The following is a 25,490-nucleotide window of genomic DNA, read 5'->3' as shown; positions in this document are numbered from 1 at the left end:
GCCGGCGATCGGCTCTCTCGGGTGTAAAATGGCGCGTGCCTTTCTTTTTGTTCTGGATTCCTTCGGCGTCGGCGGAGCGCCGGATGCGGCCGCCTATGGCGACGAGGGCGCCGATACGCTTGGCCATATCGCCGAGTTCTGCGCAGCCGGAGCCGCAGACCGCGCCGGATTGCGCGAAGGGCCGCTTTCCCTGCCCAACATGTCGGAACTCGGGCTGATGCACATCGCGCGGTCCGCCTCCGGACGGTTTCCGGCCGGCATGCCCGTCCCGGAGAAGGTCTACGGCATTTATGGCGCCGCCACCGAAATCTCCCGCGGCAAGGATACGCCGTCGGGCCATTGGGAGATCGCGGGAACACCTGTCAGTTTCGATTGGGGTTATTTCCCAACGGAGGGAGACGCCTTTCCTCAGGAATTCATCGAGGCGCTGTGCAGGGAGGCTGGCGTGCCCGGCATCCTCGGCAACTGCCATGCCTCGGGAACGGAGATCATCGCCCGGCTCGGCGAGGAACATATCCGCACCGGCAAGCCGATCTGCTACACCTCCTCGGATTCCGTCTTTCAGGTCGCGGCGCATGAGGTACATTTCGGCCTCGATCGTCTACTCGCCTTCTGCGGTTTGGCCAGGGGGCTGCTCGATCCTTACAATATCGGCCGCGTGATCGCCCGGCCCTTTATCGGCCAGTCCGCCTCTACTTTCCAGCGCACCGGAAACCGGCGCGACTTCTCCGTGCTGCCGCCGGAGCCGACGCTGCTCGATCGGCTGATCGAACATGGCCGGCATGTGCATGCCGTGGGAAAGATCGGCGACATCTTCGCGCATCAGGGCATTTCCAGAGTCATCAAGGCGAATGGCAACGAGGCGCTGATGAAAGCGTCGCTCTCGGCGATCGACGAGGCTGAGGACGGCGATCTCGTTTTCACCAATTTCGTCGATTTCGACATGATCTACGGTCATCGCCGCGACGTGCCGGGTTATGCCGCGGCACTCGAAGCCTTCGATGCGCTCTTGCCCGAAGTCCACAAGAAACTGAAGCCCGGCGATCTCGTCGTGCTCACCGCCGACCATGGCTGCGATCCGACCTGGCGCGGCACCGACCATACGCGCGAGCGCGTGCCTGTCATCGCCTATGGCCCCGGCATCCGGTCGCGTTCAATCGGCGTGCGCCGCAGCTATGCCGATATCGGCGAGAGCATCGCCCGGCATCTCGGCATCCCGGCCGGACCACACGGAAGGAGTTTTCTGTGACATCGCATTTGAAGAAGGTCGAACTGCACTGCCATCTGGAGGGTGCGGCACCTCCAGCTCTGACCGCGGCGCAGGCACGGAAATATGGCGTCGACATCAGCGCTGAGCTTCGCGACGGCGCCTATGTCTGGCATGATTTCGCAAGCTTCCTCGAATGTTACGACAAGGTTTCCGAGGTCTACAAAACCGAGGAGGACTATGCGCTTCTGACCGAAACCTATCTCGACGAACTCGCCGGCATCGATACGATCTACAGCGAGCTCATCGTTTCGCCCGACCACGGCAAGCGCATCGGGCTGGGCGCCGATGCCTATATATCCGGTATCTGCGAAGGCATCCGGCGGGCCAGAGAAAAGAGCGGCATCGAAGCCCGGCTGATCGTCACCGGCGAGCGGCATTTCGGTCCGGAAAGCGTAATTGCTGCTGCCGAATATGCGGCGAAGGCGGACAATCCCTTGATTACCGGCTTCAACCTTGCCGGCGAAGAGCGCATGGGCCGTGTGGCCGACTATGCCCGCGCCTTCGATATCGCCCGCGATGCCGGCCTCGGGCTCACCATCCATGCCGGCGAGGTCTGCGGCGCCTTCAGTGTCGCCGACGCGCTCGATGCGGTGCGCCCCTCGCGAATTGGCCATGGTGTGCGCGCTATCGAGGATCTCGACCTAGTGAAGCGGCTTGCCGACCTCGGCACCGTGCTCGAGATCTGCCCGGGCTCCAATATCGCGCTCGGGGTGTTTCCCGATTTCGCGTCCCATCCGCTGCGGCGACTGAAGGAAGCAGGCGTGCGGGTGACGATCAGCTCGGACGATCCGCCATTCTTCTATACTTCACTGAAGCGGGAATATGAACTTGCCGCCGGAGCTTTCGGCTTCAGCGACGCCGAGATCGATGCGATGACGCGCACGGCGATCGAAGCGGCCTTCGTCGACGAGCAGACGCGCAAGGACTTGCTCGCCCGGCTTTAAAGACCCCAGAGAGACTGGGGAAGATCGACGCAAATTGGCCGCCACTCTTGCGGTCGGGCCAATTTCCGTGAAAGAAACATTCGATAGAAAGAATGAAAGGCTTCCCCATGGACGGCGTCACGGTCATCGATCATCCGCTTGTGCAGCACAAGCTCACTATCATGCGGCGCAAGGAGACATCGACGGGAAGTTTCCGGCGTTTGCTGCGCGAAATCTCGACGCTGCTCTGCTACGAGGTGACCCGCGATCTCGAACTGACGATGGAAACGATCGAGACGCCGCTGCAGACGATGGAATCGCCGATCCTCGAGGGCAAGAAGCTGGTCTTCGCCTCGATCCTGCGCGCCGGCAACGGGCTGCTCGAAGGCATGCTCGATCTCGTGCCGTCCGCCCGCGTCTCGCATATCGGCGTCTACCGCGACCACGAGACGCTGCAGCCGGTCGAATATTACTTCAAGGCGCCGGAGGACGTAGCCGAGCGGCTGATCATCGTCGTCGACCCGATGCTTGCGACCGGCAATTCCTCGATCGCGGCGATCGACAAGCTCAAGGAACGCGGCGCCCACAATATCCGCTTCCTCTGCCTGCTTGCCGCCCCGGAAGGCATCCGCAACTTTCGCGCCGCGCATCCCGATGTTCCGGTCTTCACCGCATCGATCGACAGTCATCTCAACGAGAAGGGCTACATCATGCCCGGCCTCGGCGATGCCGGCGACCGTATGTACGGCACCAAGTAATTTCAGCCTTCCTTTACCAAATCGAAAGACTTTACGGCCCGGAGATTCATTCCGGGCCTTTTGGCGTCGATCTTAGCAACTTGTCAGCACTTGAGGTTTAACAAGCTCGGAGCATGAGGCCCTGCATGAAGCCGGGTTTATACAGGAAGGATTTCTGTTTCATGCTCGTGCGTACCGTCCTATTCGCCAGCATCGCCGCGGTGCTCGCCACTCAGGTGCCTTCCTTCTTTGCGGGTACCAGCCAGCAGCCCGCTGACGCTCTCTCCGCCAATTACGTATCGACCCAAACCGAGCAGCCGATCGCACCGGAGCCGGTCTACGGCAGCAATGCGATCCGCCTTCAGGCCGATGCGCAGGGCCACTATACTGGCAGCTTCAAGATCAACGGCAAGCCGGTGCAGGGCCTGATCGATACCGGCGCCACCTATGTAGCGCTCAACGAGACGCTCGCCCGCCGGCTGGGCTTCACAGCCAACCAGCTCGATTTCCGCTATGGGGTGAACACCGCGAACGGCCAGACGAAGGCCGCGCATGTGACGCTCGACCGCGTCGAGATCGGCGGTATTCGCGTGCGTGAGGTCGAAGCCTTCGTCCTGAAGGACAATGCGCTGACGACGACGCTGGTGGGCATGAGCTTCCTGCAGAAGCTCGCCTCCTATTCCGTCGCCGACGGTTCGCTCAGCCTCAAGCAGTAAACCGCGTCAGATCAGGCCCGCAATCACCGGTGTCAGCTCCGGCTTGTCCTCGGTGATGCGATAGTGCGCGGCAAGTGCCGCAGCTGCCCTTTCCGCCCCGGCTTCGTCGGCGGCGTGAACCAGCGCGATCGGTTCGCCGGCATTGACGCGGGTGCCGAGCGGCAGGAGTTCGGAAAAGCCGACGCGATGATCGATCCGGTCCGCGGGGTGGCGTCTTCCGCCGCCAAGATCGATGACACTGACCCCGATACCGCGCGCATCGCAGGCGGCTAGCCAGCCGGACCGGGCGGCCGGAACAGGCTTTGCGACCGGCGCCCTGGCCAGGTGTCGGTCAGGGTTTTCGATGAGATCGGCCGGGCCGCCGAGCATCGACACCATGCGCGCGAAGACCTCGGCCGCCTTTCCCGATGACAGCGCCCGACGCGCCATTCCCTCGGCTTCATCAGACGAGGCGGCGATACCGGATTTCACCAGCATTTCGGCGGCGAAGGCAAGAACGACGGTCTCAAGCCGCGTGTCCGCCTTTCTGCCCGCCAGGAAATCCAGGCAGTTGCGCATCTCGACGGCATTGCCGGCACTATCGGCAAGCGGCTGGTTCATGTCGGTGATCAGGGCCGACGTCTTCACACCTGCGCCATTGGCCACCTCGACCAGCGACTGCGCAAGAATCTCCGCCTGGTCGCGGTCAGCCATGAAGGCGCCGTTGCCGACCTTGACGTCGAGCACCAGCGTCTCGAGCCCCGCCGCAAGTTTCTTCGAGAGGATCGACGCGGTGATGAGGGGAATGGAATCGACGGTGGCGGTTACGTCGCGCACGGCATAGAGCCTGCCGTCGGCGGGCGCCAAGGTCCCGGTCTGGCCGATGATGGCGCATCCCGCCTCCTTCACAACCTTGTGGAACAGGTCCGCGTCCGGGGTGATCATATAGCCGGGAATGGATTCGAGCTTATCGAGCGTACCGCCGGTGTGGCCGAGGCCGCGCCCGGAGATCATCGGAACGGCGAGGCCGCAAGCGGCGGCGATCGGCGCCAGCATCAGAGAAACATTGTCGCCGACGCCGCCGGTCGAATGTTTGTCGGCGATCGGGCGATCGATATCGGCCCATTGCAGCCTGTCGCCGGAATCGGCCATCGCCAGCGTCAAGGCCACGGTTTCGGCCCGCGACATGCCCTTGAACCAGACGGCCATGGCGAATGCGCCGATCTGGCCTTCCGACAACTGACCGGCAGCGAGCGCAGCGATAAAGGAGCTGATCTCGGCGACGTCGAGTTCGTCGCCGTCGCGCTTACGCCGGATGATTTCCTGCGGAATCATTTCAGTAGCCCGACGCCGCAGCCGGGGCCGACTGTGTTCCGCTCAGAACCGCCAGGATATCGTCGAGCAGGTCGGAAGCGCCGAAGCGGAACGTCGACGGCATCGCCCAGTCCGGTGTCATGATGGTTTCGGCAAGACTCAGATAGAGTGCGGCATCGGTCACCGAGCCGATGCCGCCTGATGGCTTGAAGCCGACCTTGCGTCCACTTTCACGAATGGCGCGGATCATGATGTCGGCGGCTTCGAGCGTCGCATTGACGGCGACCTTGCCGGTCGAGGTCTTGATGAAATCGGCGCCGGCTTCGATGGCGAGTTCGGAGGCATGGCGGATCAATGCCGCATCCTTCAGCTCGCCAGTTTCGATGATGACCTTCAGAAGAACGGGGCCGGCGCATTCTGCGCGCACGGCCTTGACCATGTCGGTCACCGCCTTCTCGTTGCCGGCGAGCAGCTTGCGGTAGGGGATGACCAGATCGATCTCATCGGCGCCATCGGCAATCGCCTCGCGTGCTTCGGCAGCGACATCGGCCACTTCCATATCACCAGAGGGCAGGTTGACGACGGTCGCGATACGCACGGCGTGCCCAGTGCCAAGGATAGTGCGGGCTTGGGCGACGAACCGCGGCCAGATGCAGATCGCAGCACTGTTGCCGTAGGGCGTCTGCGCCCGGGCGCAGAGCGCGTCGATCTGCGCCTCGGTGCAATCATCCCTCAAATTGGTGAGATCGAGAAGAGAAAGGGCGACAGCCGCTGTCTCCCGGTTGGAATGGCTATTCATCTTCGCTTCCTCTAGAGCATGAAGCCGCAAAGTGTGCGCGGTTTCGGCACCATGTTCTCACTATCTAATTTAGAACAGGATTCGGATTCTAGGCCGACCCGGCCTAAAATCATCCTGTTCCAGCCGCAATCATGTCTTTCAATATCGCGGCGAGACGGGCGCCGCCGATGGGCGCCATGTCCTTGGTTTCTTCATGGCTGAGCTCATTGCCGGTCATGCCTGCCCCATAGTTGGTGATAACGGAGGCGGCTGCAACCCTCAGGCCCAGCATTCTTGCGATGATGACCTCGGGCACCGTCGACATGCCGACGGCATCGGCGCCGAGGATGCGCGCCATGCGGATTTCGGCCGGCGTTTCGAAGCTTGGGCCGGAGAACCACATATAGACACCCTGCGCCAGCTCGATTTCAAGCTTTGCCGCTGCCCTTCGCATCGCCGCGGCAAGCCCCGCATCATAGGCATTGGTCATGCCGACGAAACGGTGATCGCTTTCCTCGCCGATCAGCGGGTTCATGCCGGAATAATTGATGTGATCGGTGATCTGCATCACTGAACCGGGCGGCATGTCGTCGCGCAGAGATCCGGCCGAATTGGTCAGGATCAGCGCCTCGACGCCGAGCGCCTTCAGCACTTCGATCGGCAGGCGCATGGCATTGGCATCGCCATTCTCGTAATAATGCACGCGGCCGGAGAGCATGATGACAGGCACGCCGCCGAGGCGGCCGGCAACGACTTCGCCTGCATGGCCGGAGACGGCGCTGACGGGAAAGCCCGGCAGGTCGCGATAGGGAACATGCACGGCGCCGTCGAGCTCACCGACGAGGGAGCCGAGACCAGAGCCAAGGACGATGCCGTGGCGCGGCTTGATGCCGCCGAGCAATGCGGCGAGCAGGCTGACCGTCGCCTTCATCCGAGTTCGGTCTCGAAGCTGAAGGGAAGAAGCTCTTCCATTGTCATGGTCTTCTTCACGCCCGCCTCATCGCAGAGGTAGATCTTCGTCTCCTTGGAGGCGAATTCGGAGATCTTCTGGCGGCAACCGCCGCAGGGAGGGCAGAGTGGCAGCTTCTCGGCAATGACCGCCATTTCGACGATCTTCTTTGCGCCGCCCATGATCATGGCGCCGATCGCCGTCGGCTCGGCGCACCATCCTTGCGGGAAGGAGAGGTTTTCGATGTTGGCGCCGGTATAGACCTTGCCGTCCTCGGCGCGGATCGCCGCTCCGACGGGGAATTTCGAATAGGGCGCATGAGCAAAAGCCATGGCGCCGCGGGCGGCTTCGAACAGGTCGTGAGACATGGTCAACGTTCCTTCGTATAGGGCACGCCGCCGGCTTTCGGCGGGGTCGCGACGCCGATGAAGCCGGCAAGCAGGACGCAGGTCAGGACATAGGGCAGCGCCTGGAAGACCTGAACCGGTACTTCGCCGATCAGCGGCACCTGCTTTCCCTGCATGAAATTTGCCAGCGCATCGAGGAAGCCGAAGAGCAGGCAGGCAAACATGACGGGCACCGGCTTCCATTTGGCGAAGACGAGAGCGGCGAGCGCGATGTAGCCCTTGCCGGCCGACATGTCCTTGATGAAGGCGGCGGACTGGGCGATGGCCAGATAGGTGCCGGCAAAGCCGCAGAGAATGCCGGCACACATTACGGCGCGGTAGCGCAGCCAGGCAACGGAAATACCTGCCGTATCGACCGCGCCCGGGTTCTCGCCGACGGCGCGAAGGCGCAGGCCGAAACGTGTGCGGTAAAGCACCCACCAGGAAAACGGCACGGCGAGGAAGGCGAGGTAGGTGAGGATATTGTTGCCGGATATGACATTGGCATAAAGCGGGCCGACGATCGGAATGTCGCGGGCGGCGTCGGCGCCTGGCAGGATGATCCGTGCGAAGCGCGAATCCGGCGACAGCTGTGGCGTGCGCCCGCCCTGGCCGAACCAGGCCTGGCCGAGCACGATGGTGATGCCGGCGATGAAGAAGTTGATCGCCACACCTGACACAATCTGGTTGCCGCGATTGGTGATGGAGGCAAAGCCATGCACCAAGCTCAGCGCCACCGAGCAGAGGATGCCGGCACCGAGACCGAGCCAGGCCGAATCGGTGAGATAGGCGACGCAGGCTGCGGCAAAGGCCGAGCCCAGCATCTTGCCCTCCAGGCCGATATCGAAAATGCCGGCGCGTTCCGAAAACAGACCGGCAAGGGCGGTGAAGATCAGCGGGATCGACAGGCGGATGGTCGAGCTCAGAACGTTGATGAAGATGTCATAATAATCCATCGCCCGCTCCTTAACCGCGCTTGAACTGTTGGTAGAGGCGCACTATCGCAGGCCGGAACATGTATTCCAGCGCGCCGGCAAAGAGGATCACCAGACCCTGGATGACCAGGATCATCTCGCGGGTGATATTCGGCATTTCGAAAGAGATCCAGTCGCCGCCCTGATAGAGGATACCGAAGAGGATCGCGGCCATGATGATGCCGAGCGGATGGTTGCGGCCCATCAGCGAGACCGCGATGCCGACGAAGCCGGCGCCGCCGACGAATTCCACCTGCAGACGGGCAGACGAGCCCATGACTGGATTCAGCGCCATCATGCCGGCGAGCGCGCCGGAGAGCAGCATGGCGATGATCACAGTGCGGGCATAGGGGATGCCGGCATAGGCCGCCGCCGTCGGGCTGACGCCCAGCGTGCGCATCTCGAAACCGAGCTTGGTGCGCCAGACGAGCAACCAGACGAGGTAGCTGACGACGAGCGCAATAATAAAGGAGACGTTGAACGGGGCAGCCCCCAGCTTGGCGCCGAACAGCTGCATGACCCAGCCGAGCTTCGGCAATTGGCCGCCTTCCAGGAAGGTACGGGTTTCCGGCGCCATCTTGCCCGGTACGATCAGCACATGCACAAGGAGGTACACCATCAGCGCTGCGCCGATATAATTGAACATGATCGTCGTGATGACGATATGGCTGCCGCGTTTTGCCTGCAGGAAAGCCGGGATGAAGGCCCAGGCTGCGCCGAACAGGCCGGCGCCGATCACCGCGATCGGCATCGTTACATACCATGGCACGTAGCGGTCGAGCGCCAGCGCCACCAGCGCGCAGCCGAGGCCGCCGAGATAGGCCTGGCCTTCGGAACCGATGTTGAAAAGTCCCGCATGGATCGCCACCGCGACGGAAAGGCCGGTGAAGATGAAGCTCGTCGCGTAATAGAGCGTAAAGCCGATGCCTTCGCCATTGCCGAGCGCGCCCTGGATCAGCAGTGACAGCGCATCGAGCGGGCTTTCACCGATCAGCCAGACGACGAAGCCGGAGATCAGGAAGGCGACAGTGAGGTTCAAAATCGGGATGAGGCCGTAGTTGATCCAGTTTGGTAGCGGAACGGAAGCAGTGCTCATAAAGGCCTCATGCGGCAATGCCGGCCATCATCAGGCCGAGGGTCTGTTCACCGGCATCGGGCGTCTTCTCGCCGACGACATGGCCGGCAAACATGACAAGGATACGGTCTGAAAGGGAGCGGATTTCATCGAGTTCGACGGAGACGAGCAGGATCGCCTTGCCCGCGTCGCGCATTTCGATGATCCGGCGGTGGATGAATTCGATGGCGCCGATATCGACGCCACGTGTCGGTTGGCCGATGATCAGCATCTTCGGATCGCGTTCGATCTCGCGGGCGACGACGATCTTCTGCTGGTTGCCGCCGGAGAAATTCGCCGTCTTTAGCCGCGGGTTCGGCGGGCGGATGTCGTATTTTTCGATCTTCTCCATCGCATCCTTGCGGATCGCTTCGAGATCGAGCAGAGGGCCTTTGCTGTAGGCCGGGTGGCGATGATAGCCGAGCACGGAATTTTCATATTCCTCGAATTTCAGCACCAGGCCCATATGGTGGCGATCTTCAGGAATATGCGCGAGGCCGAGATCACGCAGGCGGGCGGGATCAGCCTTGTCGATCGTCTGGCCATCGAGCAGGATTTCTCCGGAGGTCGGCTTGCGAATGCCGGCAATCGCCTCCAGCAGTTCGGACTGGCCATTGCCGGCGACACCGGCGATGCCGACGATCTCACCGGCGCGCACGTCGAAGGAGACGTTGTCGACCATGGTGACGCCGCGATTGTCCTTGACCGTGAGGTTGCGGACGGAGAGCACGGCGGCCCCAGGGTTTGCCTCGCCTTTCTGCACGCGCAGCAGCACGCGGCGGCCGACCATCAGTTCGGCGAGTTCCTCCACCGTCGTTTCCGCCGTCTTGCGGGTCGCGACCATTTCGCCGCGGCGCATGACCGAGACCGTATCGGTGATCGCCATGATCTCGCGCAGCTTGTGGGTGATGAGGATGATCGTCTTGCCCTGATCGCGCAGCACCTTGAGGATACGGAAGAGATGATCGGCTTCCGCCGGCGTCAGCACGCCCGTCGGCTCGTCGAGGATCAGGATCTCGGCGCCGCGATACATGGCTTTCAGGATCTCGACACGCTGCTGCAGGCCGACCGGCAGCTCTTCGATCAGCGCGTCGGGATCGACCTCCAGGCCATATTCCGTTTCCAGCCGCTTGAGCTCGGCACGGGCCGATGCGACACCCCTGGCCAGCAGCATGCCGCCTTCGGCGCCAAGCATGATGTTCTCGAGCACCGTGAAATTATCGACCAGCATGAAATGCTGGTGCACCATGCCGATGCCGGTGGCGATCGCCGCCTGGCTGTCGCGGATGGTGACCGGATTGCCGTTGACCAGGATCTCGCCGCTATCGGCATGGTAGAAACCGTAGATGATCGACATCAGGGTCGATTTGCCGGCACCGTTTTCGCCGATGATGCCGTGGATCGTTCCCTTGGCAACGGTCAGGTTGATGTCCTTGTTGGCGTGGACGGCACCGAATTTCTTATCGATGCCGACAAGCTCGATAGCGGGCTTATCTGTCACTGCAGACTCCAAATAAGAAAAGGGCGTATGGCGAAAATCCCCTCCGCCATACGCCCGATCTCAATCGTCGATCACATACGGGCGCGGATCACTTCGGGCAAGCGTTGTCCGAGGTGTAATCGTGAACCTTGACGGTTCCCGCGATGATATCGGCCTTGGCCTTGTCGACGGCAGCCTGCATTTCCGGTGTGATCAGCGACTTGTTGTTGTCGTCGATCGCGGCGCCGACACCGTCTTCCTTGACGCCGAGCGCCTGGACACCGCCGGTGAACTTGTCGTTCTTGGTGTCGTTGTAGGCATTGTAGACGGCGAGATCGACGCGCTTGACCATCGAAGTCAGGACCGAGCCCGGATGCAGATGGTTCTGGTTGGAGTCGACGCCGATCGACAGCTTCTTGTTGTCGGCGGCGGTCTGCAGAACGCCGAGACCGGTGGCGCCGGCTGCCGCATAAACGACGTCAGCGCCCTGGTCGATCTGGTTCTTGGCCAACTCGCCGCCGCGGACCGGGTCGTTCCAGGCAGCGCCCGTCGTGCCGGTCATGTTCTGGAATACTTCGATATCGGCCTTGACGGAGCGTGCGCCCTGCTCGTAGCCGCATTCGAACTTGCGGATCAGCGGGATGTCCATGCCGCCGACGAAGCCGACCTTGCCGGTCTTGGAGGCCATGCCGGCGAGAACGCCGACGAGGTAGGAACCTTCTTCTTCCTTGTAGACAACCGAGCGGACGTTCGGCTTGTCGACGACGGAGTCAACGATGATGAACTTGGTGTCCGGGAATTCGGCTGCAACCTTCTCGATGGCCGAGGTCCAGGCGAAGGAAACGGCAACCACCGGATTGAAACCACGGCTTGCGAAGTTGCGGATGGCCTGTTCGCCTTGGGTGTCGCCCGTCGGCTCGAAGTCGCGATAGGCAATGCCGGTCTCGGTCTTGAACTTCTCGGCGCCGTTATACGCCGCCTCGTTGAAGGACTTATCGAACTTCCCGCCGGTGCCGTAAACCAGCGCCGGCTTGACATCGGCGGCAAGCGCCGTCGTCGACATGGCAGCCACGGCAAAGAGAGTGAGAAGGGATTTTTTCATTGTGCAGCCCTGTTGTTGCTATTCGTTAGGGGTCCTCCCGCAAGCCCTTTTCGGGCATGTCTGCGGAACCACCGACCTCCCCCCGGAGGCCTGGCTGCGCGCATCCTTGCATGGCTCACGGAAAAATTCACCAGAAATTTTTCAGGCGGTAAAGATTTGCAGCGATTGCCGAAAATCAGCTCTTCAGGGCTGATTTTTGGACATTCCTTGCATCGGAATGCGGATTTTCTAGCCAATCCGGCGACAAATACAAAGGTATAAGAGCGGGCGACGCCCACCCGGATTTCTCGCCCGATCGTGCCGGCAAAACCAGCTTTGCTATGCGGTGAAGCGCCCGGCCACCGGCGGCTTCTTGTAGCCGATCATCCACAGAAGCAGCGCGATCACCAGGAAAACGGCAAAGGCCGGCTGGAGCATCAGCCACTGGAAGATGAGCGTGTAGAAACGCGGGTGGATATAATAGGAAAGGGAGGATTGCAGCGATGTCAGCGTTGTCGGGCTCACATCCTGCCAGGCATCGGAGATCGGCGTCATCACCACGGAGGACGCCGCAACCGATTGGATCGAATCGATGGTCCCGGCAATCACGGCCGCCGCAAGCGCGACAAGACTCGCCAGACGCAACAGGAAACGCATCAATTCCTCCGACGCTCGATATGCCGGACCATTCCGGCCGGCCGCGCCATTCTCCACCTTAGAGAATTACATAGTCATCGATGAGGTGAAGCACAATGGAGTGGCCGAGGCGAGTTTTATCCGAAGAAGTCAAAAAACTGTTAGATTTAGGTTGATCGACGAAAATTCATCGGTATATATCGCGCCGTTCCGACGATTTGCTCCTATCCTAGGCGCGAACGCCCAATGGACAGGTGGCCGAGTGGTTTAAGGCGCACGCCTGGAACGCGTGTGTACGTGAAAGCGTACCGTGGGTTCGAATCCCACCCTGTCCGCCATGGTACCGATTTCGATATCGATCCTGAACCGTTCTTGACGGCTGGCCGATCCAGCACCGTGATCCTTGCGTTATCTCCCGAGCCCTGGAAGCGGCAGCGCGAACTCGAGTTCAACACATTGAAAGATTCCTGATTTTTTACCATGCGGCTTCACCGCCTCTTTGCACGTTTGGGTTTACCGTCTGCCAAAATCAAAAACAGAGGTAAAACAGGTGGAAGAACTTTCGGTAAAGTCGAAGATCATCAAATCCGTCTACTTCAGCCAGGAAGACGGGCGGCTCAGGATTTGTTTCAAGAATGGCGAGGAACGTCTGTTCGAAGGCGTTCCCTCTTCGGAAGCCCATGCGATGGCGGTGGCGCCGTCTCCCGGCCATTATTATCTCGACCGGATCAGAACCCGGTTTCGCAGATTGGCAGCCTGAAAATCCGAGCCGATACCGCCAGCGCGCATTGCGGGATTGTGCGAGATCGGGACAAGGCCGGTGGATATTAACCGGCTGTTAGCCCTCGATATCATCTTGGTTGGATCGCCCCTGCGGGAAAGCGGCAACGTGTCGGCGCTGCCGGCTTGTTCAAGGTCGGCCAGCCGGGAGGCTCGGCGGCGGACCCCAGCCAGGAAGCCGAGCCTCCCCGTCACCGGTGCTCGTTGTGCGTGATGGCGAAGCGCATGAGCGGCTCTCGGACGCCGCCATGCTCTGTTTGTCTGATGAAATGACCCGGAACGGCTGCGACCTCATCATCCCCTGAACTAGCGATTTGGGGCTAATCCTGTGAAAAACCCCAATAATCGAATCCGGACTCGACAATGCTTTATTAGCATGATTGCATAAATCTATTGGATAGGACCAAGGGGTGACGATGTTCGAGACTCTGCTTGAGATGCAGGAGCGTGGCGCACGGGACCGTGCGCGTGGCCGCAGTCTGGCCGACAATCCGATGTCGAAGCCGGATATCCTGCCGATCGCCGATTTCCAGGAATGGTACTCGATGTTCGACGCCTGGCGCTTCGGTTGGTCGATCGAGGATGCGATGGCGGGGCACATCAATATGCCCCGGGATAGCGGCACATTGGCCCAGACCTACACCAGAACGGTCTGATCGATCCTGTCCTCGGCGCCGAAGAATTTCAGGTACCGTTCGACCTCGGCCGGGTCGCCGGTCGCCTTCTGCGGGTTGTCGGAGAGCTTCACCGCCGGACGGCCGTTGGCGTCGCTGACCTTGCAGACGACGGAGATCGGGTTGAGACCGGAGATCTCGATCGGCGCGCAGCCGGAAAAATCGTTCGTCAGGTTCGTGCCCCAACCGAAACTCATGCGCACGCGGCCTTCGAAATGCCGGTAGGTATCGATAATGGCATCGACATCGAGACCGTCGGAGAAGATCAGCAGCTTCTGGCGCGGATCGCGGCCCATCTTCTTCCACCAATCGATAATCTTCTCGCCGCCTTCGATCGGCGGGGCACTGTCCGGGCGGAAGCCGGTCCAGTCGGCGACCCATTCCGGCGCGTCGCGCAGGAAAGCAGCAGTGCCGAAGGCATCCGGCAGCACGATCAGAAGGTTGCCGCCATAGAGCTTGTTCCAATCGCGCAGGATCTTGTAAGGCGCGTTGCGGAGCTGCTCGTCGGTTTCGGCCAGGGCGGCAGCCACCATCGGCAGCTCGTGAGCATTGGTGCCGACGGCCTCGAGATCGGAATCCATAGCCAGCAATACGTTGCTGGTACCGGCAAAGGCCGGGCCGATGCCTTCCTTCAGCGCCTCGACGCACCAGCGCTGCCAGAGGAAACTGTGGCGGCGGCGGGTGCCGAAATCGGAGATACGCAAGCCCGGCAATTCCTTCAGCCGCTCGACCTTCGACCACATCTTCGCCTTGGCGCGAGCATAGAGCACATCGAGGGTGAATGGACCGAGCGCCTTCATCGCGGAGCGCGAGCGTAGCTCGTTGACGATGGCGAGCGCCGGGATTTCCCACATGGTGGTTTCCTTCCACGATCCGTGGAAATCCAACACATACTGGCCGTCCTTCTTCGACAGCTCGTATTCGGGAAGCTGGAAATTGGAAAGCCAGGCAAGGAATTCCGGTTCGAAGATCTGCGCGCGACCATAGAAGCTGTTACCCGCAAGCCAGATCATCTCCTTCTTGGAAAGTCTCAGCGTGCGGGCATGATCGAGCTGTTCGCGCAGCTCGCCTTCGTCGAGCTCCTCGGCCAGACGCACCCGCTTGGTGCGGTTGATGAGGGTGAACGAAGCATTCACGTCCGGATAGAGCTTCCAGATCATCTGCAGCATCAAAAGCTTGTAGAAGTCGGTATCGATCAGACTGCGGATGATCGGATCGAGTTTCCAGGCGTGATTGTAGACGCGTCTTGCGATATCGGTCCTGGCCATCAAACTCCCGCCCCTGTCCACTCCGGTCAGGTGCTGCCAAATCCCCGGGTACTGCCAAGTTCCCAGCCGGCGCACAAAACCGGCTCGTGCGCCTTCTTATCGAAAAATCGGCGACTAAAGTCCAGACAAAACAATGAACGTCCCGCCGCGGTGCCGCGACGGGACGTGAACATGGTTTTGCTCACGATTATTGGGCCGGAGTTGCAGGCGCCACATTCGGAGCGGCCGGCGTGGTGTTCGGCGTTTCAGTTGGAACGGCAGTACCGTTCTGTGGCGTCGGCGCGGGAGCCGGAGCAGGCTGCTGCGACTGAAGCTGCTGACCCGGCTGTTGCGGTGCCACTTCGTCTGCCTCGCGATTGCCCCAGATTTCGACCGGGATCCAAACCACGAAGGCAAGCACCAACGCGACGATCAGCACCGTCAGGATGCGATAACCCATGCGTCCCTGCCTTGCCTTCACCGGCGGGATCTGCTCTTCCTTGTGAAGCTTGCCGTCCGACTTTTCCCAGCGTGTTTCCGTCTGATGGGCCATCATCGTCTCCTTCCGCTGTCTTGACGGGCCGATCCGGCCGCGAAGAATTTCCGCTAAGGAAACGGGTGGCTGTCTGGAAGGTTCCGAAAGCTCAATAGCCGGCGGCGCGGTCGACCACGAATTGCAGCGGCTCGCCGCGCTCGAAGCGGGCGATCTGCGTCTCGACATGACGGAACAGCGCGTTTTCTTCAGAGACGGCCGCGTCGTGCGGCGTGATGAAGACGTTCTGCAATTCCCACAACGGGTTGTCTGATGCAAGCGGCTCCGCCTCAAAGACATCGAGGGAAGCGCCGCCGAGGGTGCCGTCACGGATGGCGGACACGATATCGGCCTCGACCTGGCTTTTACCGCGGCCGGCATTGATGAAGACCGGCTTCCCAAGCGCGCAGTTGCGGCGCAGCCTCGCAAACAGCCCGGCGTCATAAAAGCCTGATGTTTCAGGCGTCAGCGGCAGCAGGCCGACGAGGATGTCGGTCCTTGCGAGGAAATTATCCAACTCGCTGGCATCGAAGGTTTCGGCGCCGGCGATCTGCTTACGGCTGCGCGACCAGCCGATGACGTTGAAACCCATCACTCGCAGCTTGGCGACCGCATCTTGCCCGAGAATGCCGAGACCCATGACGCCAACCGTCACCTCTGCCGCCTCCGGCGCGATCAGTTTGGCCCATTCACGCCGCCGCTGGTGGCTGTCATGGGTGTATTGCCCGCGCAGATGCATCAGGCATTGCATGACCACCCATTCGCTCATGCGGGTCGTCAGGCTGCGGTCGACGAAGCGCACGATCGGGATCTCAGGCAGGCCGTCCAAGCCGATGATATGGTCGACGCCGGCGCCTCCCGAGAAGATCGCCTTGAGGTTCGGCGCCCGCGCGAAAAGGTCGGCATCCGGTTTCCAGAGAAGCGCATATTCGACATCGCGGAGATCGCGTGTGCGATCGGCCGGATCGGCGAGATTGATGCTGCCGCGGTCGGCAAAGGCAGTCTTCAGCACGCGGGCGACGCCTTCGGGGTTGAACTTGATATCGACGAGAACGGGAGGAGTTGCGGGCATGATCTTCTTTTATTGCTGTACGGCGGGTGTCGGCACCGCCTCGATGTTGAAAGCGGCGGCCATCAGCGCCCTGGTGTAATCGTCCTTCGGCGCGCGGAAGATTTCCGCCGACGGTCCCTGCTCCACTACCTTGCCGAAACGCATGACGATGACGTCGTTGGCGAGCGCCTTCACTACCTTCAGGTCGTGGCTGATGAAGAGATAGGCGAGATCGTGCTTCTTCTGCAGATCGCGCAGGAGATCGACCACCTGGGCCTGCACGCTCATGTCGAGCGCGGAGGTCGGCTCGTCAAGCATGACGAAGCGTGGCTTCAACACCATGGCCCGGGCAATGGCGATGCGCTGGCGCTGGCCGCCGGAGAATTCGTGCGGGTAACGCCAGCGGGTCAGGGGATCGAGACCCACCTCCTCCAGCGCCCAGCAGACGCGCTGATCGCGTTCTTCTGATGTCAGCGAGCGCTCATGCACCTTCAGCCCTTCGGCGACGATATCGCCGACCGACATGCGGGGGCTGAGCGATCCATAGGGATCCTGAAAGACGACCTGCAGCTGGTTGCGCAGCGGCCGCATCTCGCTGAATGAATAGCCGGCTATATCCTTGCCGACAAAGGCAATTCGCCCTTGCGAGGAGATCAGCCGGGTGAGCGCCAGGCCGAGCGTGGTCTTGCCGGAACCGGATTCGCCGACGACGCCGAGGGTCTGGCCGGCGCGCAGCGAAAGATCGATGCCATCGACGGCCTTCACGTGATCGACAACGCGGCGCATCAGCCCTGCTTTGATCGGGAACCAGACGCGGATATCCGAACCTTCCATCACCAATGGTTTCGACGGATCGGCAAGCGGCGGCTCGCCGCGCGGTTCGGAAGCGAGAAGGTGGCGGGTATAGTCGTGCTTGGGATTGGCGAAGACCTCCGCGACCGTCCCGGTTTCGACGATCCTGCCCTTGGTCATAACGCAGACGCGATCGGCGAATTTGCGGACGATGCCGAGATCATGGGTGATGAACAGCAGCGACATGCCGTGGACGGCCTTCAACTGCCGGAGCAATTCGAGGATCTGCGCCTGCACCGTGACGTCGAGCGCGGTGGTCGGCTCGTCGGCGATCAACAATTCTGGCCGGTTGGCGAGCGCCATGGCGATCATGACGCGCTGGCGCTGGCCGCCTGACAGTTCGTGCGGATAGGCCTTCAACCGCTTTTCCGGTTCGCGGATGCCGACCTGGTTCAGCAATTCCAGCACGCGCTCACGCGCCGGCTGGCCGGTAAGGCCCTGGTGCAGGGCTAGGATCTCGGCGATCTGCTTCTCGATCGTATGAAGCGGATTGAGCGAGGTCATCGGCTCCTGGAAGATCATGGTGATGTCGTTGCCGCGCACTTCCCGCAGTGCCCGCTCCGACGCCTTCAGAAGGTCCTTGCCCTTGAAGAGGATTTCGCCGGAGGGATGGCTTGCGGAGGGATAAGGCAGAAGCCGCAGGATCGAATTGGCCGAGACCGACTTGCCGGAGCCGGATTCCCCGACGAGCGCCACAACCTCGCCCTTGGCAATGTCGAAAGAGATGCGATCGACGGCGAGCGAGGTTTCGCCGCCCTGATGAAAGGCAACCGAGAGATCGCGGACGGAAAGAAGCGGTTCTGTCATGTCACTCATTGAAACGTCTTCCTCGGATCGAAGGCATCGCGCACGGCTTCGCCGATGAAGATCAAAAGGGAAAGCATGATCGACATGGTGAAGAAGGCCGTCAGGCCGAGCCACGGCGCCTGCAGATTGGTCTTGCCTTGGGCGATCATCTCGCCGAGCGAGGGGGACCCCGGCGGCATGCCGAAGCCGAGGAAATCGAGCGAGGTCAGCGTCGTGATCGAGCCGGAGAGGATGAAGGGCAGGAAGGTCAGCGTCGCGACCATGGCGTTCGGCAGCATGTGCCGCCACATGATGGTGCGGTTGTTGACGCCGAGCGCGCGGGCGGCGCGGACATATTCGAAATTACGGGCGCGCAGGAATTCGGCGCGCACGATGCCGACGAAACCGACCCAGGAAAAGAGCAGCATGATGCCGAGCAGCACGAAGAAGCCTGGCGGCAGAATGGCGGCGATGATCAGCAGGATGTAAAGCACCGGCATCGACGACCAGATTTCGATGAGACGCTGCAGCAGGAGGTCGGTCCAGCCGCCGAAATAGCCCTGCACCGCACCTGCCGTGACGCCGATGATCGCCGAGCAGATGGTGAGCGCCAGGCCGAAGAGCACCGATATGCGGAAACCATAGATGACGCGGGCGAGCACGTCTCGGGCCTGGTCATCGGTGCCGAGCCAGTTGAGATTGCCGAGGGTGCAGGCGGGATCGTTCATCCCTTGCGGATAGCCGGCGCAGCGCTCCTCCTTCGTCATCAGCCAGAACGGGGCGGTGGGCGCCGAATGCGGAATGTTCGAATTGACCGAGCGGTAGGAATAACGGATCGGCGGCCAGATCATCCAGCCATTGGCGTTGATCTCGTCGGTAATGACGGAGGAGCGGTAGTCGGTTTCTGCCAGGAAGCCGCCGAACTTCTCCTCGGGATAGTCGATCAGCACGGGAAATAGGATTTCGCCCTTGTAGGAGGCGATGACCGGCCGGTCGTTGGCGAGGAATTCTGCAAACAGGCTGAGCCCGAACAACAGCAGGAAAAGCCACAGCGACCAGTAGCCGCGGCCGTTCGCCCGGAAATTTTTCCAGCGACGGATGTTCGTCGGCGACAGCAGCCCCTTGCGCGGCGGCTTGACGGGGGTTGCAGTGACAGGATTTGCGGCGGCGTCCATCAGACATCCCTCCGCTCGAAATCGATGCGCGGATCGATCCAGGTGTAGATCAGGTCGGAAATCAAGCTGACGAACAGACCGAGCAGCGAGAAGATGTAGAGTGTGGCGAAGACGATCGGATAATCCCGGTTGACCACAGAGAGATAGCCGAGACGGCCGAGGCCATCGAGCGAGAAGATATTTTCGATCAGCAGCGATCCGGTGAAGAAGGCGGAGATGAAGGCGCCGGGGAAACCGGCGATGATGATCAGCATGGCATTGCGGAAAATATGGCCGTAAAGGACCTGCCGCTCATTCAGACCCTTGGCGCGGGCGGTGACGACATACTGCTTCTTGATTTCCTCGATGAAGGAATTCTTGGTCAGCAAGGTCGTCGTCGCGAAGGCTGCAAGCGAAAGTGAGATCAGCGGCAGGGTGAGGTGCCAGAAATAATCGAGCGGCTTCTGCCACCAGGCGAGCTGATCGAAATTGTCGGAAACCAGGCCCCGCAGCGGAAACCAATCGTAGAAGGAGCCGCCGGCGAAAAGCACGATCAGCAGAATGCCAAAGAGGAAGCTCGGGACGGCGTAGCCGACGACGATGACGCCCGAGGTCCAGACGTCGAAGGTCGATCCGTCCTTGACCGCCTTGCGAATGCCGAGCGGGATAGAGATCGCATAGGAGAAGATCAGGATCCAGATGCCGAGCGAGATCGACACCGGCAGCTTCTCCTTGATGAGGTCGAGCACGGAGGTGTTGCGGAAGAAGCTCTCGCCGAAATCGAAGCGGATGTAATTCCACATCATCTCGCCAAAACGCGTCAGCGGCGGCTTGTCGAAGCCGAACTGTTTTTCGAGCTTGGCGATCAGTTCAGGATCGAGCCCTTGGGCGCCGCGATATCTGGAGCCTTCGTCCCCTCCTCCGTCACCCATCAGGTCACCGCCACCGGACAGGCGCTGATCGGCGCCATCGGCCTGGCCGGTCAATTGGGCGATCACCTGCTCGACCGGGCCACCCGGTGCGAATTGAATGACGATGAAGGAAATCGCCATGATGCCGACGATGGTCGGGATCATCAGAAGCAGGCGGCGAATGACATAGGCGCCCATCAGCCTTCAGCCTCCGGAAATCTTCTTCTTGTCTGCCTGCCGTCCAGTCCGATGCTGCTCAATCCGCCAGCCTTCCCTTGCCGGCCGTACCGGCTTGTCGTGATTCGCTTGCCCCATTTGGAGCCGAGGCCGCCTTCAATGCAAGCCCGCTCATTTCGCCGAGGTCGACCACCAGGCATCGGGGAAGCCCAGGCTATAGGCCGGGAATTCGGCGGGATGGGTGATCGTGTTCCAATAGACGATGTTCTGGGTACCGCGGTAGAACAGCGGGATGACGTAGTGGTTTGCAAGCAGTACCCTGTCCATCGCCTTGATCGCCGCGACCTGTTCATCGCGGTTCGGCGCGAATATGATCATGCGGATGAGCTCATCGACAGCCGGATTGGCAATGCCTGCGTAATTTTGAGACCCCTGCTGATTGACCGAACCGGAGCCCCAATAGTCGGACTGTTCGTTGCCAGGGTTCATCGTCTGCGCCCAGACATTCCAGATCATGTCGTAATCGAAGCTGCGTTCGCGATTGACGGCTTGCGAGGCGTCGACCGTCCGCACGCGCGCATCTATGCCGATTTTCTTCAGATTGCTGGCGTAAGGCACCGCCCAGCGCTCCAGCATCGGGCTCGACAACAGGATCTCGAAGCTCATCGGCTGGCCGGTCTTGGTATTGACCATGCGATTGCCCTTAAGCTCCCATCCCGCTTCCTTCAGAAGAGCAATCGCCTTGCGGAGATTGTCGCGACTTTTCTGAGGGTCGCCGCCGACGGGATTGGTATACGGCGTCGTGAAAACCTGAGGCGGAACCTTGTCCTTCATGCTCTGCAGTATTTCCAACTCACGGCCCTGCGGCAGGCCTGATGAGGCGAGTTCGGTGTTCCAGAAATAGCTGTCGATGCGCTTGTAGCTGTTGAAGGCAACCGTGCGGTTCAACTCCTCAAAGTCGAAGCCGTAATTCAGCGCCTCGCGTACCCGCTGATCCTTAAAGAGGTCGCGCCGCGTATTCGGCACCAGAGCCTGCAGGATACCGGTGGAACGCAGCGGATTCGAAACCTCTTCCTTCTTGACGCGTCCTTCCTTCACTGCGGGGAAATCATATCCCGTCGCCCAGCGGGCAGCCGTGGTTTCCTGCCAGTAGTCGCTATTGCCGGCGCGAAAGGCTTCGAACTCGACGTCCCGATCACCAAAATAGGTGTAGATGACGTTGCGGAAATTGTTTTGGCCGACATTCACATTGAGGTCCTTGCCCCAATAGTCGTCACGCAGTTCATAACGGATCGTCGCGCCAGGCGAGAAGGATGCAATCTTATAAGGTCCGGATCCCATCACCGGCTCAAGCGTCGTCTTTGAAATATCCCGGGGCTTGCCGTCCGGTCCTTGCCCCTCCCACCAGTGTTTCGGCACGACGACCAACTGGCCGAGAATATTCGGGAGCTCGCGGTTGTTCTTTTCGTCGAAAGTGAAGGTTACGTCGCGTTCGCCGGTCTTCTCGGCCTTCACCACGTGCCGGTAGTAGTTCGCGGTAAGGGGGTTTAGCTCCTTGGTCTTGTCCAGGCTGAAGATGACATCCTCGGGCGTGACCGGCTGACCATCTGCCCATTTTGCCTCCTTACGCAGGCGAAAGGTTGCGCTCGAGACATCGGCGGGGAAGGACAGCCCTTCGGCGAGCAAACCGTAGGAGACAAGCAGCTCGTCATCTGCCGCCTTCATCAAGGTGTCGTATACGAGCGTCAGGCCTACTCCCACCTGGCCTTTGGCAAGTACCGGGTTGAAGGTGTCGAAGGCCCCGCTCGCGGAGAGGCGCAGGTCTCCACCCTTCGGGGCATTAGGGTTCACATAGTCGAAATGAGTAAAGCCCGGCTTGTACTTCATCTCGCTGATGACCGAGCTTCCGATCTGAAACGGCTGGCCCTCAGCCAATGCCGTCCGCGGCGCCAGAGCACCCGCAAGCGACAGAAACAGACCGATTTTCGACCACAAAGCCGCCATTCCCATTTCCCCTGAATATTGATGGATACGACAATACGAGAAATAGGGGCGAAAAACAGGAGAGAGTCTGGTTTTTGCCGGGCTCGCGACATTTTGAGCCGCCAGCTCCTGTCAAAGGTCAGCTCCTGTCAATGCCTGAGGCGCTGCGGCGTTCCGTCACCGGCCCCCGCTGCGCCCGTCCAGCAAATCATCGATTCACCAAAATCGCTTTTCAGGATAGATTCGAGTGCAAATCACTTCGACATCGAATTAAGGGAACAGCATGGCTTTCGGCTTCGCCCAAGCTTTCAGGACATTAGGCACACTGGCGCTCGCCGGTGCGATCGGCGTAGGCCTTGCCGTTGGCGACGTCGGCGCTGAGCAGAAGACGCCGAGCCCGGGCAGCGCCAAGGGGCAGTTCGGCGCCGTCGGCCTGCCGACGCAGGGGCCGGCACAGCCGATCGGCTTTTACGCAAAGGGCTGCATGACGGGTGCGGTGGCGCTGCCGACCGACGGGCCGACCTGGCAGGCGATGCGGCTTTTGCGCAACCGTCGCTGGGGCAATCCGGCCATGATCGCGCTCTTGGAGCGGTTTTCGCAGGATGCGGTCAAATATGCCGGCTGGCCGGGCATCCTTGTCGGCGATATCGCGCAACCACGCGGCGGGCCGATGCTCAACGGCCATTCCTCGCACCAGATTGGCCTCGATGCCGATATCTGGTTTAGCCCGATGCCGGCGCGCCGCATGACGGCCGAGGAGCGCCAGGATCTGCCCTTCACCACCATGCTGCAGAAGGGCAAGTTCCTGACCGTCGACCCCAAGGTGTGGACGCAATCGCACGCGCGGCTGCTGATGCTCGCGGCGAGCTATCCCGAAGTGGAGCGCATCTTCGTCAATCCGGCGATCAAGAAGAAGATGTGCGACACCTGGGCCGGCGACCGCACCAACCTTGGTAAACTCCGGCCGATATACGGCCATGACTCGCATTTCCACATCCGTATCAAATGCCCGCCGGGCGCTGCCGGATGCACGCCGCAAGCTCCTGTCCCCGCCGGCGACGGCTGCGACAAGTCGCTTGCCTATTGGTTCACGCCGGCGCCTTGGGCGCCGCCGAAACCGCCCAAGCCCGGCGCCAAGCCGCCGAAGCCGCCGCGTGAGATGATGGTCACCGATCTGCCCAACGCTTGCGCCTCCGTGCTCAATGCCGCTTCCGTTGCTTCGATGCAGGCCGCCACCTATGGTGGACCCTCCGCCGCAAGCGCGCTCGCCGCCGCTCCGGCAGCCGCGTCGGCTGAGGGCACCGATGGCGCGTTACCGGATGTCGGCCCAGTTCCGAACGACAAGCCGGCGATCCAATGAAGGGGCGGATGCTCTGTCTTTCAAATCGCAAATTCTTGGTATACAGCGGTCAAATCGATTGAATGGTTGGGGCGGAGATTCACTTCATGGCCGGCGGCAAATGCCTTGCGCTGATCGCGCATGACCAGAAGAAGGACGACATGGCGGCGTTCGCCCGCGCCAACCAGGATCTTCTCTCGCGCTGGAAGATCGTCGCCACCGGCACGACCGGCGCGCGGGTGCTCGACGCCGCTCCCGATCTTGACGTCGTCAGGCTGAAAAGCGGCCCGCTCGGCGGCGACCAGCAGATCGGCGCGCTGATTTCGACCGGCGAGGTCGACGCCCTGATATTTTTCGTCGACCCTTTGACGCCGATGCCGCACGATGTCGACGTGAAGGTGCTGATGCGGCTGGCGATCGTCTATGATATTCCGATGGCGCTCAACCACGCGACCGCTATAAAACTTCTTCCCACACTCGAAGCCTGATCAGCACGGAACCGGCCATGCCAAAACCGAACAACAGCACCGCTCCGCTGCCTTTCCCGATCCTGATCGGCGATATCGGCGGCACGAATGCCCGCTTCTCCATCCTGACCGATGCCTATGCCGAGCCGAAGCAGTTTCCGAACGTGCGCACGGCGGATTTCGCCACGATCGACGAAGCGATCCAGCAAGGCGTGCTCGACAAGACCGCCGTGCAGCCGCGCTCGGCGATCCTGGCCGTCGCCGGCCCGATCAACGACGACGAGATCCCGCTGACCAATTGCGACTGGGTGGTGCGGCCGAAGACGATGATCGAGGGCCTCGGCATGGAGGATGTGCTCGTCGTCAACGATTTCGAGGCGCAGGCGCTGGCAATCGCCGCGCTTTCGGATGAAAACCGCGAACGCATCGGCGACGCCACCGGCGACATGATCGCCTCCCGCGTCGTGCTCGGACCGGGCACCGGCCTCGGCGTCGGCGGGCTCGTGCATGCCCAGCACAGCTGGATCCCGGTTCCCGGCGAAGGCGGCCATGTCGATCTCGGGCCGCGCAGCAAGCGCGATTATGAAATCTTCCCGCATATCGAGACGATCGAAGGCCGCGTTTCGGCCGAACAGATCCTGTGCGGGCGCGGCCTCGTCAACCTCTACCATGCCATTTGCGTGGTCGACGGCATCGAGCCGACGATGAAGGATCCCGCCGACATCACCTCGCACGCGCTTGCCGGCAGCGACAAGGCAGCCATAGAGACCGTCTCGCTGTTTGCCACCTATCTCGGCCGCGTGGCGGGCGACATGGCGATGGTGTTCATGGCGCGCGGCGGCGTCTATCTCTCAGGCGGGATTTCGCAGAAGATCATCCCGGCGCTGAAGAAGCCGGAATTCCGCATCGCCTTCGAGGACAAGGCGCCGCATACGGCGCTGCTTCGCACCATCCCGACCTATGTGGTGACACATCCGCTGGCGGCGCTTGCCGGGCTTTCCTCCTATGCGCGCATGCCGGCGAATTTCGGCGTCTCGACGGAAGGCCGCCGCTGGCGGCGCTAAGCTCGGCATCCAAGGCAATAGAGCGTTCTTGGCGCGTCCCATCCGGACGCGCGGCGCTCTAGCCAAACCGGTCCCAACTCTTTATAGACCCCGGCAAAAGTGCGTGTCGCCCTCGTGGGGCGCTTGGCCCGAGACA

25 protein-coding genes and 1 tRNA gene are annotated in these 25,490 nt (G+C 61.3%); 10 read left to right on the top strand and 16 right to left on the bottom strand.

The window, feature by feature from the left end; translation table 11 throughout:
• Positions 1-28 precede the first annotated feature (28 nt).
• The 4 genes from RlegSU303_RS23690 (at position 29) to RlegSU303_RS23675 (ending at position 3,646) form a co-directional block, all read left to right on the top strand.
• Entirely contained in the window at positions 29-1,249 is a 1,221-nt protein-coding gene (locus RlegSU303_RS23690; RefSeq protein ID WP_131719745.1) for a phosphopentomutase, read from the top strand.
• Positions 1,246-2,214, top strand: a complete 969-nt coding sequence (locus tag RlegSU303_RS23685) for an adenosine deaminase (RefSeq protein ID WP_077977199.1) — start codon at positions 1,246-1,248, stop codon at positions 2,212-2,214. Before RlegSU303_RS23690 ends, RlegSU303_RS23685 begins: the two co-directional genes overlap by 4 nt.
• Before the next feature lie 107 nt (positions 2,215-2,321).
• Positions 2,322-2,951, top strand: a complete 630-nt coding sequence (upp, locus tag RlegSU303_RS23680; RefSeq protein ID WP_003544477.1) for a uracil phosphoribosyltransferase — start codon at positions 2,322-2,324, stop codon at positions 2,949-2,951.
• Positions 2,952-3,076: 125 nt separating this feature from the next.
• Positions 3,077-3,646 (top strand): TIGR02281 family clan AA aspartic protease, encoded by a 570-nt coding sequence (locus tag RlegSU303_RS23675; protein ID WP_131662161.1) that lies wholly within the window; start codon positions 3,077-3,079, stop codon positions 3,644-3,646.
• 6 nt (positions 3,647-3,652) lie between these two features.
• On the opposite strand, the gene deoA is transcribed toward RlegSU303_RS23675, so the two are convergent.
• The 9 genes from deoA to RlegSU303_RS23630 form a co-directional block, all read right to left on the bottom strand.
• Complete coding sequence (gene deoA / locus RlegSU303_RS23670; RefSeq protein WP_231283335.1) at positions 3,653-4,960, bottom strand: thymidine phosphorylase; 1,308 nt, start codon at positions 4,958-4,960, stop codon at positions 3,653-3,655.
• Position 4,961: 1 nt separating this feature from the next.
• Complete coding sequence (deoC, locus tag RlegSU303_RS23665) at positions 4,962-5,738, bottom strand: deoxyribose-phosphate aldolase (RefSeq protein ID WP_017962796.1); 777 nt, start codon at positions 5,736-5,738, stop codon at positions 4,962-4,964.
• A gap of 109 nt (positions 5,739-5,847) precedes the next feature.
• A complete protein-coding gene (locus RlegSU303_RS23660) occupies positions 5,848-6,648 on the bottom strand; it encodes a purine-nucleoside phosphorylase (protein WP_131629994.1) in 801 nt (266 codons plus the stop codon).
• Positions 6,645-7,034: a cytidine deaminase gene (locus tag RlegSU303_RS23655; protein ID WP_003544464.1), complete on the bottom strand. Its 390-nt coding sequence runs from the start codon at positions 7,032-7,034 to the stop codon at positions 6,645-6,647. The genes RlegSU303_RS23660 and RlegSU303_RS23655 overlap by 4 nt, the downstream gene beginning before the upstream one ends.
• Positions 7,035-7,036: 2 nt before the next feature.
• Positions 7,037-8,008, bottom strand: a complete 972-nt coding sequence (locus RlegSU303_RS23650; protein ID WP_017962794.1) for an ABC transporter permease — start codon at positions 8,006-8,008, stop codon at positions 7,037-7,039.
• 10 nt (positions 8,009-8,018) lie between these two features.
• A complete protein-coding gene (locus RlegSU303_RS23645) occupies positions 8,019-9,122 on the bottom strand; it encodes an ABC transporter permease (protein WP_094086966.1) in 1,104 nt (367 codons plus the stop codon).
• Between the two features lie 7 nt (positions 9,123-9,129).
• Positions 9,130-10,641: an ABC transporter ATP-binding protein gene (locus RlegSU303_RS23640; protein WP_026158956.1), complete on the bottom strand. Its 1,512-nt coding sequence runs from the start codon at positions 10,639-10,641 to the stop codon at positions 9,130-9,132.
• Between the two features lie 88 nt (positions 10,642-10,729).
• Positions 10,730-11,722 (bottom strand): BMP family lipoprotein, encoded by a 993-nt coding sequence (locus tag RlegSU303_RS23635; RefSeq protein ID WP_017962791.1) that lies wholly within the window; start codon positions 11,720-11,722, stop codon positions 10,730-10,732.
• A gap of 318 nt (positions 11,723-12,040) precedes the next feature.
• Positions 12,041-12,358 (bottom strand): hypothetical protein, encoded by a 318-nt coding sequence (locus RlegSU303_RS23630; protein WP_003544459.1) that lies wholly within the window; start codon positions 12,356-12,358, stop codon positions 12,041-12,043.
• A 227-nt stretch (positions 12,359-12,585) separates the two neighbouring features.
• Between RlegSU303_RS23630 and RlegSU303_RS23625 the strand changes: the two genes are divergently transcribed.
• The 3 genes from RlegSU303_RS23625 (at position 12,586) to RlegSU303_RS23615 (ending at position 13,773) form a co-directional block, all read left to right on the top strand.
• A tRNA-Ser gene (locus RlegSU303_RS23625) sits at positions 12,586-12,675 on the top strand.
• 212 nt (positions 12,676-12,887) lie between these two features.
• The gene (locus tag RlegSU303_RS23620; RefSeq protein WP_017962790.1) at positions 12,888-13,097 is read left to right on the top strand and encodes a KTSC domain-containing protein; all 210 of its coding nucleotides are present in this window, start codon (positions 12,888-12,890) and stop codon (positions 13,095-13,097) included.
• Positions 13,098-13,533: 436 nt separating this feature from the next.
• Positions 13,534-13,773 (top strand): CrpP-related protein, encoded by a 240-nt coding sequence (locus tag RlegSU303_RS23615; RefSeq protein ID WP_017962789.1) that lies wholly within the window; start codon positions 13,534-13,536, stop codon positions 13,771-13,773.
• On the opposite strand, the gene pncB is transcribed toward RlegSU303_RS23615, so the two are convergent.
• The 7 genes from pncB to RlegSU303_RS23580 form a co-directional block, all read right to left on the bottom strand.
• A complete protein-coding gene (gene pncB / locus RlegSU303_RS23610; protein WP_003544452.1) occupies positions 13,755-15,059 on the bottom strand; it encodes a nicotinate phosphoribosyltransferase in 1,305 nt (434 codons plus the stop codon). The genes RlegSU303_RS23615 and pncB overlap by 19 nt on opposite strands.
• Before the next feature lie 187 nt (positions 15,060-15,246).
• A complete protein-coding gene (locus RlegSU303_RS23605; RefSeq protein ID WP_170269400.1) occupies positions 15,247-15,594 on the bottom strand; it encodes a hypothetical protein in 348 nt (115 codons plus the stop codon).
• An 88-nt stretch (positions 15,595-15,682) separates the two neighbouring features.
• Positions 15,683-16,642, bottom strand: coding sequence for a 2-hydroxyacid dehydrogenase (locus tag RlegSU303_RS23600; RefSeq protein ID WP_131719748.1), 960 nt, complete (start codon positions 16,640-16,642; stop codon positions 15,683-15,685).
• Positions 16,643-16,651: 9 nt separating this feature from the next.
• On the bottom strand, positions 16,652-18,289 hold the full coding sequence (locus RlegSU303_RS23595) for an ABC transporter ATP-binding protein (protein WP_131719749.1): 1,638 nt from the start codon (positions 18,287-18,289) through the stop codon (positions 16,652-16,654).
• The gene (locus tag RlegSU303_RS23590; RefSeq protein WP_017962785.1) at positions 18,286-19,434 is read right to left on the bottom strand and encodes an ABC transporter permease; all 1,149 of its coding nucleotides are present in this window, start codon (positions 19,432-19,434) and stop codon (positions 18,286-18,288) included. The genes RlegSU303_RS23595 and RlegSU303_RS23590 overlap by 4 nt, the downstream gene beginning before the upstream one ends.
• Positions 19,434-20,522: a microcin C ABC transporter permease YejB gene (locus tag RlegSU303_RS23585; RefSeq protein WP_017962784.1), complete on the bottom strand. Its 1,089-nt coding sequence runs from the start codon at positions 20,520-20,522 to the stop codon at positions 19,434-19,436. Before RlegSU303_RS23585 ends, RlegSU303_RS23590 begins: the two co-directional genes overlap by 1 nt.
• Before the next feature lie 150 nt (positions 20,523-20,672).
• Positions 20,673-22,505, bottom strand: coding sequence for an extracellular solute-binding protein (locus tag RlegSU303_RS23580; RefSeq protein WP_094086971.1), 1,833 nt, complete (start codon positions 22,503-22,505; stop codon positions 20,673-20,675).
• Positions 22,506-22,767: 262 nt separating this feature from the next.
• On the opposite strand from RlegSU303_RS23580, the gene mepA reads away from it, so the two are divergent.
• The 3 genes from mepA to RlegSU303_RS23565 all read left to right on the top strand — a co-directional run bounded on the left by mepA (position 22,768) and on the right by RlegSU303_RS23565 (position 25,354).
• The gene (gene mepA, locus RlegSU303_RS23575) at positions 22,768-23,844 is read left to right on the top strand and encodes a penicillin-insensitive murein endopeptidase (protein WP_094086972.1); all 1,077 of its coding nucleotides are present in this window, start codon (positions 22,768-22,770) and stop codon (positions 23,842-23,844) included.
• Positions 23,845-23,930: 86 nt separating this feature from the next.
• Positions 23,931-24,311, top strand: coding sequence for a methylglyoxal synthase (locus RlegSU303_RS23570; RefSeq protein WP_131719750.1), 381 nt, complete (start codon positions 23,931-23,933; stop codon positions 24,309-24,311).
• A gap of 17 nt (positions 24,312-24,328) precedes the next feature.
• Positions 24,329-25,354, top strand: coding sequence for a glucokinase (locus tag RlegSU303_RS23565; RefSeq protein ID WP_094086974.1), 1,026 nt, complete (start codon positions 24,329-24,331; stop codon positions 25,352-25,354).
• Positions 25,355-25,490: the final 136 nt, after the last annotated feature.

This window comes from Rhizobium sp. SU303 (assembly GCF_021052345.1).
Classification (GTDB): domain Bacteria; phylum Pseudomonadota; class Alphaproteobacteria; order Rhizobiales; family Rhizobiaceae; genus Rhizobium; species Rhizobium laguerreae.
This window is presented reverse-complemented; position numbering and strand designations above follow the sequence as displayed.